General features: G+C 67.1%; 14 protein-coding genes and 1 tRNA gene. 9 read left to right on the top strand and 6 right to left on the bottom strand.

Features of this window, described 5'->3' with window-relative positions:
- The first annotated feature begins 93 nt into the window (after positions 1–93).
- Both SR870_RS07975 and SR870_RS07970 read left to right on the top strand, forming a co-directional pair.
- On the top strand, positions 94–540 hold the full coding sequence (locus SR870_RS07975; RefSeq protein ID WP_322517460.1) for a hypothetical protein: 447 nt from the start codon (positions 94–96) through the stop codon (positions 538–540).
- A gap of 86 nt (positions 541–626) precedes the next feature.
- Entirely contained in the window at positions 627–1502 is an 876-nt protein-coding gene (locus tag SR870_RS07970) for a DMT family transporter (protein ID WP_322517459.1), read from the top strand.
- 376 nt (positions 1503–1878) lie between these two features.
- On the opposite strand, the gene SR870_RS07965 is transcribed toward SR870_RS07970, so the two are convergent.
- Together SR870_RS07965 and SR870_RS07960 are read right to left on the bottom strand one after the other, a co-directional pair.
- Positions 1879–2250: a hypothetical protein gene (locus SR870_RS07965; RefSeq protein ID WP_322517458.1), complete on the bottom strand. Its 372-nt coding sequence runs from the start codon at positions 2248–2250 to the stop codon at positions 1879–1881.
- Positions 2251–2340: 90 nt separating this feature from the next.
- Complete coding sequence (locus SR870_RS07960; protein WP_322517457.1) at positions 2341–3804, bottom strand: deoxyribodipyrimidine photo-lyase; 1464 nt, start codon at positions 3802–3804, stop codon at positions 2341–2343.
- A 112-nt stretch (positions 3805–3916) separates the two neighbouring features.
- Here SR870_RS07960 and SR870_RS07955 point away from each other — a divergent pair, with 112 nt between their 5' ends.
- The 5 genes from SR870_RS07955 (at position 3917) to SR870_RS07935 (ending at position 8837) form a co-directional block, all read left to right on the top strand.
- Positions 3917–4315: a DUF2177 family protein gene (locus tag SR870_RS07955; RefSeq protein WP_322517456.1), complete on the top strand. Its 399-nt coding sequence runs from the start codon at positions 3917–3919 to the stop codon at positions 4313–4315.
- A gap of 324 nt (positions 4316–4639) precedes the next feature.
- Positions 4640–5215 (top strand): hypothetical protein, encoded by a 576-nt coding sequence (locus tag SR870_RS07950; RefSeq protein ID WP_322518225.1) that lies wholly within the window; start codon positions 4640–4642, stop codon positions 5213–5215.
- A gap of 436 nt (positions 5216–5651) precedes the next feature.
- On the top strand, positions 5652–7667 hold the full coding sequence (locus SR870_RS07945) for an acetyl/propionyl/methylcrotonyl-CoA carboxylase subunit alpha (protein ID WP_322517455.1): 2016 nt from the start codon (positions 5652–5654) through the stop codon (positions 7665–7667).
- A 4-nt stretch (positions 7668–7671) separates the two neighbouring features.
- Positions 7672–8541: an isocitrate lyase/PEP mutase family protein gene (locus SR870_RS07940; protein ID WP_322517454.1), complete on the top strand. Its 870-nt coding sequence runs from the start codon at positions 7672–7674 to the stop codon at positions 8539–8541.
- Positions 8538–8837, top strand: coding sequence for an acylphosphatase (locus SR870_RS07935; protein ID WP_322517453.1), 300 nt, complete (start codon positions 8538–8540; stop codon positions 8835–8837). Before SR870_RS07940 ends, SR870_RS07935 begins: the two co-directional genes overlap by 4 nt.
- Before the next feature lie 32 nt (positions 8838–8869).
- On the opposite strand, the gene SR870_RS07930 is transcribed toward SR870_RS07935, so the two are convergent.
- Positions 8870–9193 carry a YnfA family protein gene (locus SR870_RS07930; RefSeq protein WP_322517452.1) on the bottom strand — a complete coding sequence of 108 codons (324 nt, stop codon included), beginning with the start codon at positions 9191–9193 and terminating at the stop codon, positions 8870–8872.
- Positions 9190–9957 carry a lipoyl(octanoyl) transferase LipB gene (gene lipB, locus SR870_RS07925; RefSeq protein ID WP_322517451.1) on the bottom strand — a complete coding sequence of 256 codons (768 nt, stop codon included), beginning with the start codon at positions 9955–9957 and terminating at the stop codon, positions 9190–9192. Before lipB ends, SR870_RS07930 begins: the two co-directional genes overlap by 4 nt.
- A 63-nt stretch (positions 9958–10020) precedes the next feature.
- Between lipB and SR870_RS07920 the strand changes: the two genes are divergently transcribed.
- Both SR870_RS07920 and SR870_RS07915 read left to right on the top strand, forming a co-directional pair.
- On the top strand, positions 10021–10263 hold the full coding sequence (locus SR870_RS07920; RefSeq protein WP_011441262.1) for a FliM/FliN family flagellar motor switch protein: 243 nt from the start codon (positions 10021–10023) through the stop codon (positions 10261–10263).
- A 78-nt stretch (positions 10264–10341) separates the two neighbouring features.
- Positions 10342–10426: transfer RNA gene (locus SR870_RS07915), tRNA-Leu, on the top strand.
- Positions 10427–10556: 130 nt separating this feature from the next.
- On the opposite strand, the gene SR870_RS07910 is transcribed toward SR870_RS07915, so the two are convergent.
- Both SR870_RS07910 and SR870_RS07905 read right to left on the bottom strand, forming a co-directional pair.
- The gene (locus tag SR870_RS07910; RefSeq protein ID WP_322517450.1) at positions 10557–11927 is read right to left on the bottom strand and encodes an ATP-binding protein; all 1371 of its coding nucleotides are present in this window, start codon (positions 11925–11927) and stop codon (positions 10557–10559) included.
- A complete protein-coding gene (locus SR870_RS07905; protein ID WP_322517449.1) occupies positions 11924–12661 on the bottom strand; it encodes a response regulator in 738 nt (245 codons plus the stop codon). Before SR870_RS07905 ends, SR870_RS07910 begins: the two co-directional genes overlap by 4 nt.
- Positions 12662–12682 lie beyond the last annotated feature (21 nt).

Here is a 12682-nt window from a genome sequence, read left to right as displayed (position 1 = left end):
TTTAAGGATTTCCCAACCATGTGACGCCACATTGGGGAGCCTGGCGCACCTTGCCAGCCGTTTCCTCCTGACATTCCGGTTGTCGACCGATCCATGCGAAGATTGCTTGCAGCGCTGCTGTTGCCTCTGGTGCTGATGGTGTCGCCGGCCCATGCCGATCTGCGCATCACCCGCGATCACGGCGGCTACGTCACCGAGTACAAGGCCAAATACGAGCGCATCCGCGATCGCCGCGAGCGGGTGATCATCGACGGCATCTGCAATTCGGCCTGCACCATGGTGTTCGGCATCGTGCCGCTGAACAAGATCTGCGTCACCCCCCGCGCCAGCCTCGGCTTTCATCTGGCCTATTACGACAAGTCCTTCACCTTCGGCATCAAGGTCACCAGCCTGGAGGGCACCTCCGAGCTGATGGGCTATTATCCGCAGCCGGTGAAGGACTGGATCCGGCGCAACGGCGGTCTCACCAACGAGATGAAGAAGATCAAGAACGGCGTCGAGCTGTGGAAGATCGTCGATCCGTGCCCCGAGGACTTCTGATCGCATCGCCTCGCTGAACGCATGCGCGCGTTGCGCTGCCGATTTCGCGATTGCCGCCCGACCGCCGATCGGGCACTCATGCCGCGATGACAAAACCCACCGACCATCTCGCCGCACGCGCGGCGCCGGCGATCTTCGTGGTGCTGTGGAGCACCGGCTTCGTCGGCACCAAATACGCGCTGAGCGGCGCCGAGCCGCTGACCTATCTGGCGATCCGGATGGTGCTGGTGGTGGCGCTGATGGCGGTGATCGCCGCGATCGGCCGGCCGCGCTGGCCGAACCTCGCCGGCATCGGCCACAGCATCGTCGCCGGCCTGCTGGTCCACGGCGTCTATCTCGCCGGCACCGCGATCGCGATCGCGCATTCCGTGCCGGCGGGACTGTCGGCGCTGATCCCGGGGCTGCAGCCGATCCTGACCTCGACGCTGGCGAACCGCTGGCTCGGCGAGCGCGTCACCCCGCAGCAATGGGCGGGGCTGGCGCTCGGTCTCGGCGGGGCGCTGATGATCATGCACAACCGCACCATCAGCGGCGACGCCGGCTGGGGATGGTTCGCCTCGGGATGCTCGCTGGTCAGCATCACCGTCGGCACGCTGTATCAGAAGCGGTTCTGCGGCGGCATCGACTGGCGCGCCGGCAACATCGTGCAGTATCTCGCGGCGCTGGCGTTTTTCGCCGCGGGCGCATTCCTGTTCGAAACCCGCAAGGTCGAGTGGACCGCGGAGTTCGTGCTGGCGGTGAGCTGGCTCGCGGTTGTGCTGTCGATCGGCTCGATCGGGCTGCTGTACTGGCTGATCAGGCGCTCGGCCGCGACCTCGGTGGCGAGCCTGTTCTATCTGGTGCCGGCGGTGACGGCGCTGATGGCCTTCGTGCTGTTCGACGAACGGCTGGACGCGGTGGCGATCGCCGGCATGGCGACCTGCGCCGCGGCGGTGTTCCTGGTCAACCGCGCGCGGGTGTAGCAGCACGTCGTGCCGCTCGCCCGGATCCGCGCGGCGTGATGAATGCGGCGCCAAATCTCCCGGCCGTCACCCTCCGCGAACGCGGAGGGTCCAGTATTCCAGAGCGTTGGCGGGAGCGCACTGCAGAGCAACGAGCGCAATTGAATACTGGATCGTCCGGTCGAGCCGGACGATGACGTCAGGAGGTGGTGCGAGCCACTGAAGGATGGCGGCGAGCCCGTGCTGCTCATGGCTCGAGACGCCTGGCTTCGCTGCTCCGCGGACTCCTCACCATGACGGCACTGCTGACGATCCAGGAGGTCGGACCGGGTGCCCCGCACAGCAAAAAGCCTCCGGCGATGATCCGGAGGCTTTCGCTTTGCCGAGGCCGAAAGGCTCAGCGCTTCGACTTCTTGGCCTTCTTGCCGGCCTTCTTCGGGGCCTTCTTGGCGGTCTTCTTGCTGGCCTTGGCGACCTTCTTGCCGGCCTTCTTCACCGCCTTCGCCGCCTTCTTGGTGGTCTTCTTCGCCTTCTTGGCTACGCTCTTGGTGGCCTTCTTGGCGGATTTCTTGGTGGTCTTCTTGGCGGGGGCCTTGGCGGCTTTCTTCGCCTTCTTGGCGGTGGCCTTCTTGCCGGTCACCTTCTTCGCGACCTTCTTGGCCGCTTTGGTGGCGGCCTTGCGGGCCTTCTTCACCACCTTCTTGGCTTCGTCGGCCGCGGTGTTGATGGCGTCGGTCATCTGATCGAGCATCGGCTTGTCGTCGTCCATGTCATTCCCCGAGGGTTCACTAGATGGTTTACAGATGGAATCGACGATAGCCGATTCGCGTCAGTTAGTAGCGGTGCTAACCGAAGTTGTTCAACTCTGACGCAGTTCGGCGTAAGCGGCAAGCGCGCGCGCGCGTCCGACCTTGTGATCCACGATCGGCGCGGGGTAATTGCCGCCGAGTGCAACGCCCGCCGCGGCGCGTTCGAGCGGGGTCGCGGTCCACGGCTGGTGGATGAATTTGTCGGGCAGGGCGGCGATCTCCGGCACCCAGCGGCGCACATAGTCGCCGGCGGGATCGAATTTCTCTCCCTGCAGGATCGGGTTGAAGACGCGGAAATACGGCGCGGCGTCGGCGCCGCAGCCCGCGACCCACTGCCAATTGCCGGGATTACTGCCGGGGTCGGCGTCGACCAGCGTGTCCCAGAACCATTCTTCGCCGAGCCGCCAGTCGATCAGCAGATGCTTCACCAGGAACGACGCCACCACCATCCGGACGCGATTGTGCATCACGCCGGAGTGCCAGAGTTCGCGCATCCCGGCGTCGACGATCGGATAGCCGGTGCGGCCGCGCTGCCAGGCGTGCAGCCGTTCGGCGTCGGTGGTCCATGGAAAGGCGTCGAACGACGCCTGCAGATTGCGGTCGGCGAGATCGGGGTGGTCGTGCAGCAGATGCCGGCAGAACTCGCGCCAGCCGACCTCGCTCAGGAACTTGTCTACATCGCCGGCGATCGCCGGCCGCTTTGCGACGGCAAAGCGTGCGGCGTACCAGACCTGACGCGGACTGATTTCGCCGAACCGCAGATGCGGCGACAGCCGCGACGTGGCGTCGCGATCGGGTCGGTCGCGGTCCTCGGCGTAGCCGGGCAGGCGATCGAGAAAGGCCTTAAGCTTGTCCTGCGCGGCGCGCTCGCCGGCCGTCCAGTTCGCGCGCAGGCCGCCGGCCCAATCCGGGGCGGTCGGCTCCAACTGCCACATCGCCACATCGTCGCTAACGAGATCGGCGGCAGCGCGCAGCGTCTGCGGCGCCGGCAACGGCTTCGGCGGGTCGCCGAGGCTGAGGACGCGGCGCCAGAACGGCGTGAACACGCGCAGGCCGCGGCCGTCCTTGGTTCGGATGTCGGACGGTGCCACCAGCAGGTCGCCGGGATGGCGGTGGTGATCGATCCCGGACATGCTCAGCGTTTCGGCGAGGTCGTCGGCGATCGCGCGATGCGGTGCGATCTCGATCTCGTTCCAGTGCACCGCGCCGGCGTCGACCTGCCGCGCAAGTTCGCCAACGACCGCGGCGGCGGGGCCGCGGCGCAGGATCAGTCGCCCGCCGCGTCGTTCGAGCTCGGCAGCGAGCGCGCGCAGCGACTGCGCCAGCCACCAGCGCGAGGCGCCGCCGAGCGGCCGCGCCTGTGGCGGACGGAGCTGCGGGCTTTGCTCATCGAGGACGTAGATGCAGATCAGCGGGCCGCCGGAGGCCGCCGCTGCGTGCAGAGCCGGATGGTCGGAGAGCCGCAGGTCGTCGCGAAACCAGACGAGGACGGGGCGGGGGGCGTCGGTGCTCATCGGAAGATGCAATCCGGCAGGAGGGATTTTGATCCGTGGCGAGGGCTACAGGCTTGAAACCGGACAGGAAGTGAAGCGTATTGAGGACGACGGCTGATTGCAGGAGGTTGATTTGAAACGGTATGGCGTTCTCTACCTGGCGACGTTCATCATTCTGATCCCGCTGGATTTCCTGTTTCTGGGATTCATTGCGAAGGATTTCTTCGCCAGCCAGGTCGGCGAGATGCTCGGCCCGGTCCGGATGCTGCCCGCGGTTCTGTTCTATTCGCTCTACGTCGTCGGCATCATGGTGTTCGTCAATGGCGCGGCGACCGCCACATGGAAATCCGCGCTGGGGCTCGGCGCGCTGTTCGGCTTCTTCTGCTACGCGACCTTCGAGCTGACCGCGCTGGCGGTGCTGAAGCACTGGACCTGGCCGATGGTCGCCGTCGACATCTCCTGGGGGACTTTCGTCACCGCGGTGTCGGGCGCGCTCGGCCTCGTGATCGCCGACAGGTTGTCGCAGCGCTGATCTCCGCCACGGCTAGGCTGAACCGGACATGTCTACGGCGGCACTCGCGGGCGGCCGGCTGCTCGGTGCCCACGCACCGATAAGTGATGGCGCGACACTCTGAGCGCCGGCCTGCCTCGATAAAGCCTTTGCTGCGCCGCAACGCCGCCGGAGCGGCCTGCGATCTGACTGTCCGTGACCCTGGTCACTGCGACAGACCCGCAATCCTCTTAACGATGATCGTGCGTGGATGCAGGAACCTCGCAAGCCGGAATGAAGACTTAACCAAGCGTTTACGCCGGCATGGAAGTGCTGGTCGGCAACCAACATGAAGAGCAAGGAACCATGACTGCCGCTGCCCTGGCCGACGAGATCGGCATCGAACCCACCCGTATTTCGGACCGCTACACCGCCGCTCTGGCGCTCGGTGTCGTGCGCGATGGTGTGATCACCGGAGAGGGCCCGACGACCCGCGGCAGAGTCCATTTCTCGCGGACGCTCGACGAAGCAGACGCCGCCTGGTGTGCTCGCATCCTCACCGCCGCCGCGGTCGAGGACCAGCCGATCAGCCGCGCCGAAGCCGAGGCGCTGTTCGAGATCAACGCTGCCGCAGCCGAGCGCAAGGACGATGGTCGGTTCGACGATCTGTTCGCCAAGGCGGTCGTCCACCATGCCGCGGCCGCGTCGGGCCTGCCGGTGCCGTCGCGCAGCGTGGCGCTGGCGCCGGGTACCGACATCGAGTCCTGGGCGCCCACCAAGGCTGTGGGCGTCGACACCGAGGTTCTGGAGTGGATCTCGCGTCAGATGCGCGGCAGCGCGCGCCCGAACAATCACACCTTGATGCGGATGGTCGCGACCCTGGTCGGCGTCGCCACCCTGCCGCTGATCCAGTTGCCGCAGGTCTTCGACCTCGGCATGTAAGCGAGCTCTCTCAGGCTGAGCCTCGGGGCGGCGGGATCATCTCCCGCCGCTTTTTTATTGGACGGACGCTGCGGCCGGCCGGGTGTGGGCGCTCGGCCGACTTCATCCAAGATATCGCACGATTGCGCGAGGTCATTGTCTGTGATGCGGAATTTCGGCATCGGCAGCAACGGGATCCTGCCGCTCCGGGCGGTCGGGCCCGGTGAAATCAGGTTGCGGGTTCGTCCATTCTGGGCGACATCGGGCGGCCGACGGAGGACGGACCCGCGCAAGCGGAGCGAGGGAGGAACGCGCGCGCACCCGGCGACGGGCGGCGAGGCACCCCTTCGCAATAACTAGTTTTCCTCGGCGTCAGAATTGTTACAAGCACACGCACGCCGATTGCCGTCCCCGCCGGGAGGGCAGAACCACTCCCAAGGTCGCAAGCAACAAGAACATGTTCAAACGTATTCTGATCGCCAATCGCGGCGAGATCGCCTGCCGGGTCATCAAGACCGCCCGCCTGATGGGAATCGAGACGGTCGCCGTCTATTCCGAGGCGGACCGCGACGCGCTGCACGTCGAGATGGCCGATGAAGCGGTCCTGATCGGCCCGGCGGCGGCGTCCGAGAGCTATCTGGTGATCGAAAAGATCGTCGAGGCCTGCCGCAAGACCGGCGCCGAGGCGGTGCATCCCGGCTATGGCTTCCTGTCGGAACGCGAAGCTTTCCCGCGCATCCTGGCCGACGCCGGCATCGTCTTCATCGGTCCGAACCCCGGCGCGATCGCCGCGATGGGCGACAAGATCGAATCCAAGAAGGCGGCGGCCAAGGCCAATGTCTCGACCGTGCCGGGCTATCTCGGCGTGATCGAGGACGCCACCCACGCGGTGAAGATCGCCGACGAGATCGGCTATCCGGTGATGATCAAGGCCTCGGCCGGCGGCGGCGGCAAGGGCATGCGCATCGCGCATTCGACCAGCGAGGTCGCCGAAGGCTTCAACCTCGCCAAGGCCGAGGCGAAAGCCTCGTTCGGCGACGATCGCGTCTTCATCGAGAAGTTCATCGTCGATCCGCGCCACATCGAAATCCAGGTGCTCGGCGACAAGCACGGCAACGTCATCTATCTCGGCGAGCGCGAATGCTCGATCCAGCGCCGCAACCAGAAAGTGATCGAGGAAGCCCCGAGCCCGCTGCTCGACGAGGTCACCCGGCGCAAGATGGGCGAGCAGGCGGTCGCGCTGGCGAAGGCGGTGCAGTACGATTCCGCCGGCACCGTGGAGTTCGTCGCCGGACAGGACAAGAGCTTCTACTTCCTCGAGATGAACACCCGCCTGCAGGTCGAACATCCGGTCACCGAGATGATCACCGGCATCGACTTGGTCGAGCAGATGATCCGTGTCGCCGCCGGCGAGAAGCTGGCGCTGGCGCAGAAGGACGTCAAGCTCAAGGGCTGGGCGGTGGAGTCCCGCGTTTATGCGGAAGATCCGTTCCGCAGCTTCCTGCCGTCGATCGGCCGTCTGGTGAAGTACCGCCCGCCGACCGAGAGTTCGGCCGACGGCATCACCGTGCGCAACGACACCGGCGTGCAGGAAGGCGGCGAGATCTCGATCTTCTACGATCCGATGATCGCCAAGCTGGTGACGCATGCGCCGTCGCGCGCGGCGGCGATCGAGGCGCAGGCGCACGCGCTGGATGCGTTCTATGTCGACGGCATCCGCCACAACATCCCGTTCCTGTCGGCGCTGATGACGCATCCGCGCTGGCGCGAGGGCAATCTGTCGACCGGCTTCATCGCCGAGGAATTCCCGCAGGGCTTCGCCGCGCGTCTGCCGGCGGGCGACGTCGCCCGCCGCATCGCCGCGGTGGGCGCCGCGATCGACCGCGTCATCGGTGAGCGCAGGCGCAAGATTTCCGGGCAGATGATCGGCCGCGCGGTGATCCGCGAACGCCGCCGTTGCGTCTGGCTCGAACGCACCGAGATCGCGCTCGATGTGATCCGCGAGGGCGAGGGCTTCGTGGTGCGCTTCGTCGAGGCCGACGGATCGCTGGGGCAGTCGCATCAATTGCTGTCGTCGTGGATCCCCGGCGACCCGGTGTGGCAGGGGACCATCAACGGCAAGCCGGTCGCGGTGCAGGTCCGCTCGATCCCGAACGGCGTCCGGCTCGCGCATCACGGCTACGAAGTCGCGGTCAACGTCTTCACCGAGCGCGAGGCGTCGTCGGCACGCTGGATGCTGGAAGGCAACAAGGCCGACACCGGCAAGAAGGTGCTGTGCCCGATGCCGGGCCTCGTGATCTCGATCGCGGTGACCGAGGGCCAGGAGATCAAGGCCGGGGAGACGCTGGCGGTGGTCGAGGCGATGAAGATGCAGAACGTGCTGCGCGCCGAGCGCGACGGCACGGTGAAGAAGATCCACGCCGCGCCCGGCGCCACGCTGGCGGTCGACGCGCTGATCCTGGAATTCGCGTAAGGCCATGGCCTGGCGCGGCCGCCGCGGCGCGCTGCGGGCGATCCTCGAAGGATCGGCCTGCGTGCGGCCGGCGTCGGTCTATGACGCGATCTCGATCCGGATCGCCGACGATCTCCAGTTCCCGCTCGGGATGTTCGGCGGTTCGGTCGCGTCGCTGGCGATCCTCGGCGATCCCGATAGCGCGCTGATCACGCTCACCGAACTCGCCGAGCAGATGCGGCGGATGGCGCGCGCCGCGGCGCTGCCGGTGCTGGTCGACGCCGACCACGGCTACGGCAACGCGCTCAACGTCCGCCGCACCGTGCAGGAGCTGGAAGCCGCAGGGTGTGCCGGCCTCACCATCGAGGACACGCTGCTGCCGCAGGCCTATGGCGAGGCCGCGCCGCAACTGGTCTCGCGCGAAGAGGGGCTCGGCAAGATCAACGCCGCGCTCGACGCGCGGCTCGATCCGTCGCTGGTGATCATCGGCCGCACCGGCGCGTGTTCGATCAGTTCGCTCGACGATGCGATTGAACGGGCGGCGGCCTATGAGGCGGCCGGCGTCGATGCGTTGTTCTTCACCGGCGTGAAGGCGCGCGAGCAGCTCGAAGCGATCAGCGCCGCGACGCGGCTGCCGATCGTGCTCGGTAGTCCGCCGGCGGAACTGGCCGATTGGGAGTACCTCGCTGCGCAACGGGTGCGGATCGCGGTGCAGGGCCACGCGCCGATCGCCGCCGCGACCGAGGCGGTGTTCAAGACGCTGTCGGCGATCCGCGATGGCGCTGCGCCGAAGCAGCTCAGAGGTCTGGCGACGCCCGAGCTGATGGACCGCGTCACCCGCGCATCGCTGGTCGAGGAGCGCGGCGGCCGGTTTCTTGGGCTCGCACGCGAATGAGCAGGGCGATCCGGCAGGTGATCGTTCGCGGCCGTGTGCAGGGGGTCGGCTATCGCGCCTGGGTCGCGACGACGGCGCAGGCGCAGGGCCTCGAAGGGTGGGTCCGCAACCGCCGCAACGGCAGCGTCGAGGCATTGCTCGCCGGCGTGAGCGCGACCGTGACCGAGGTGATCGCGGCTTGTCACCACGGCCCATCTGCGGCGCGGGTCGATGCGGTGTTCGCGGAAGATGCAGATTCGGACGCACTCGATCAGCGGCATCCTGGCGAGCGGTTTTCGATCCTGCCGACGGTGTGACGTGAGTTGGCGCTGCAGCGCCGCGTGATGCTCTATCCGCGCGGTCCCCACAGGATGATCGCCGCGCCGGCGAGACAGACGCAGGCGCCGCTGACGTCCCAGCGGTCGGGGCGCACATGCTCGACGCTCCACAGCCAGATCAGCGAGGCGACGATGTAGATGCCGCCATAGGCCGCATAGGCGCGGCCGGCGGCTGTGCTCTCCACCAGCGTCAGCAGATAGGCGAACAGCGCGAGGGAGAGCAACCCGGGCGCTAGCCACCACACCGGCTTGCCCAGCCGCAGCCAGCCCCAGAACGCGAAGCAGCCGGCGATCTCGGCGATCGCCGCGCCGATGTAGACGAGGACGGTCTTCACGCCGGCGACCTCTCGCCTGCATTCTTCGCCGGCTCGGCGCGCTGTGCATCGACGGTCTGACCGAATATCTCGCCGAACGCCGTCCGCAGCGCGATGTCGGCGTCCGTCATCGTCACCGGCAGGCCGAGGTCGACCAGGCTGGTGACGCCATAGCGCGGATCGCTGATGCCGCAGGGCACGATCGCGGTGAAGTGGCTCAGATCGGGCTCGACGTTGATGGCGATGCCGTGCAGCGACACCCAGCGCTTCAGCCGGACGCCGATCGCGGCGATCTTGTCCTCGTGGTCCGCGCCCTTGTCGGGCCGCGCCACCCAGACGCCGACGCGGTCCTCGCGCCGTTCGCCGCGCACATTGAAAGCGTCGAGCGTCGCGATGATCCACTGTTCCAGCGCGGCCACATAGGCGCGGACGTCGGGGCGGCGGCGCTTGAGGTCGAGCATCACATAGGCCACCCGCTGGCCTGGGCCGTGATAGGTGAGCTGCCCGCCGCGCCCGGTGGTGTAGAGCGGAAACCGCGGGTCGAGCAGGTCGTCGGCCTGGCCGCTGGTTCCGGAGGTGTAGAGCGGCGGATGTTCGAGCAGCCAGACCAACTCGGCTGCGTCGCCGGCGGCGATCGCCGCCGCGCGTGATTCCATCGCCGCGACCGCGTCGGAGTAGGGCACCGGCTGCTCCGAGATCAGCCATTCGGCCGGCCGGGCGTCGGCAATGGGCAGGAAACCGGCGATATCGAGCGTCTGACGGGCATGAAGCGGCGCGTTAATCATTGGATAACCATAACGTGGTCAAGTTCGCACACTTTCATTCACAGCCTGCCGGTCCGGGTCCCAGTGCCAACACTCGATAACGTTTCGGTCGATCTCATGGTGGTGCTCGGCACCACCTCGATGCCCATTCACCAGGTGCTGCGGCTCTCCCGCGGCGCCATCATCGAACTGGACGCCACCGAGGCCGACGAGGTCAAGATCCTCGCCAATAACATGCCGGTGGCCAGCGGCGTGGTGCTGGTCGATCGCAATCGCATCGCGGTCGAGGTCAAACAGATGTTGACGCGATCACCAGATCGACGATGACGGCCTTGTACCCCCTTCATTGATTTGTTAAATGGGCGCCGTCGATCCGGTCGGGCGCCCAGCCCGAACCGGTCCCAAGCGCTCGTGGCGGAATTGGTAGACGCGCTGCCTTGAGGTGGCAGTGAGTAAAATCGTGGGGGTTCGAGTCCCTCCGAGCGCACCAAGCAATGCCTAATTGACTGAAATTAGGCCTTCTCTTCGAACATGCACGGTGCGGAGCTCCCGCGAATCAGCGGGAAAGCGACCCAGCCGGCGCGTGTCGTCACACCCATCCCCACCGAGTCGACGCCGACCTATCGCGCGAAGGTCACCGTCGCGCGCAGCCCGCCTTCGGGGCGATTGGTCAAGGCGATGCTGGCGCCGTGCGCCTGCAGAATGGCGCGGGCGATCGGTAGCCCGAGACCGGTGCCGCCGGTTTCCCGCGAGCGTGAGGTCTCCAGCCTGACGAACGGTTCGAACACGCGCGTGAGGTCGTTGTCCGGCAGACCGGGGCCATGATCCTCGATCACCACCCGGGCGTCGGTGCCGTCGTGCTCGATCCGGACCTCGGCGCCGCCGCCATAGCGCTGGGCGTTTTCCAAGATGTTGCGGAGCGCGCGGCGCAGCGGCACCCGCCGCAGCGGCAGCACGATCGGCTTCGCCGAACTGATGCGGATCGGTGGTCCGATCGCGCTCAGCTCGGCGGCCAGCTCCGACAATAGCGCGGCGAGGTCGACCGGTTCGGTCGGCTGGTCGGTGGAGACGCCGCGGGCGAAGGCCAGTGTGGCCTCCACCATCTGCTGCATCTCGTCCAGCGTCGCGATCATTCTTTCCTTGTTCTCGGCGTCGTCCACCATCTCGGCGCGGACGCGCAGCGCGGTGATCGGCGAGCGCAGGTCGTGGCCGAGCGCCGCCAGCATCCGGGTGCGCTCTCCCAGCATCCGCGACAGCCGCTCGTGCATCCGCGCCAGCGCATCCGACAGCGCACGGACTTCGCGCGGTCCGCCGGTCGGCATCCGGGGAGGCGGGGTGTCGAGGCCGAACCCGTCGGCGACCGAGGCGAGCTGGTCGAGCGGTCTGGTGATGCGCCGCAGCGCGAACCACAGCGCCGCCAGCACCAGTGCCAGCGAGACCAGCGTGGTGCCCATCACCTGCGGCGGCAGTTGAATGGCCGGCCGCTCGAAACGCGAGGTGACGTTGAGCCACTGCGCGTCGCGTAGCGGCAGCGACAGCTTGAACGCGACCGGGGCCAGACTGGATTTCATGAGCCGATCGCGAAACCGGGGTGGCGGATCGCTGAACCGGCCGCCATCGTGCCGCGAGACGAAGTCTTCCTGCATCCGCAATCCCGGCGGCAAGCCGAGATCGGCGCAATCGCGCTGGCCGCAATCGGCCCCGAGCAGGTCGACGGGATCATCGACAATCGGTGCCGTGGCCAGGTCGAACCGGGTCGAGCGTGAACTGGCCGCTTCGAGCAGGTCGTCCCGCGCTGTCGCCGGGGTCTTGTTCAGCAACGCGGCGACGGCGGTGACGCGTTCGACTACCTCGATGCGCTGCGCGACGCGGATCCGCTTGGCACGGTCGACCGTGAATAGCCAGAAGCTGACGAATTGGGCGACGAGGAGCGCTGCGAAGCTGAGCAGCGCCACCTGAGTGAGAAGGCTGCGCGGCCTGCGGCGGCTCATGACAGGTCCCGGACGTCGGCGGCGAGGCTGTAGCCGCCGGAACGGACCGTGGTGATGATCTTCGGATGCGCCGGGTCGTCCTCGATCTTGCGGCGCAGCCGGCTCACCTGGTTGTCGATGGTGCGGTCGAACACGTCGGCGCTGCGGCCGCTGGTGATGTCGAGCAATTGCTCCCGCGTCAGCACGAAGCGCGGCCGTTCCAGAAACGCCACCAGCAGTTTGAACTCGGCCGTCGTCAGCGCGATTTTCTCTGCGCCTTCGGCCACGCGGATCAGGTCGCGGGTATCAGTGTCGAGCACCCAGCCGGCGAAGCCGAGCTTGCGGCCGCCGAGACCGCCGGCCAGTGGCTCGCGCCGTTCGCTGCGGCGCAGGATCGCCTTGATCCGCGCCAGCAGTTCGCGCGGGCTGAACGGCTTGGCGAGATAATCATCAGCGCCGATCTCCAGCCCGACCACCCGATCGGTCTCGTCCGACAGCGCGCTCAGCATCAGCACCGGCGGCCCGCCGCCGGCACTGAGCCGCCGCGCCGCCGACAGCCCATCCTCGCCGGGCATCATCACGTCGAGGATGATCAGGTCGAAGCGCCCGGCCTTGAGCTGGGTGTCCATCTCGATCGCGTTGCTGGCGGCGCTGGCGCGCATGCCGTTGCGTTCGAGGTATTTCGTCACAGCCTCGCGAATCTCGCGGTGATCGTCGACGACCAGGATGTGCGGCAGTTGCGGTTGATCGGCCATGTCGTTGATCTAGCCCGACTT

Origin of the sequence: Rhodopseudomonas palustris (genome assembly GCF_034479375.1) — a bacterium.
Lineage (GTDB): Bacteria > Pseudomonadota > Alphaproteobacteria > Rhizobiales > Xanthobacteraceae > Rhodopseudomonas > Rhodopseudomonas palustris_M.
The sequence above is the reverse complement of the archived record's forward strand: the minus strand, read 5'-3'. Positions and strand labels throughout refer to the sequence as shown.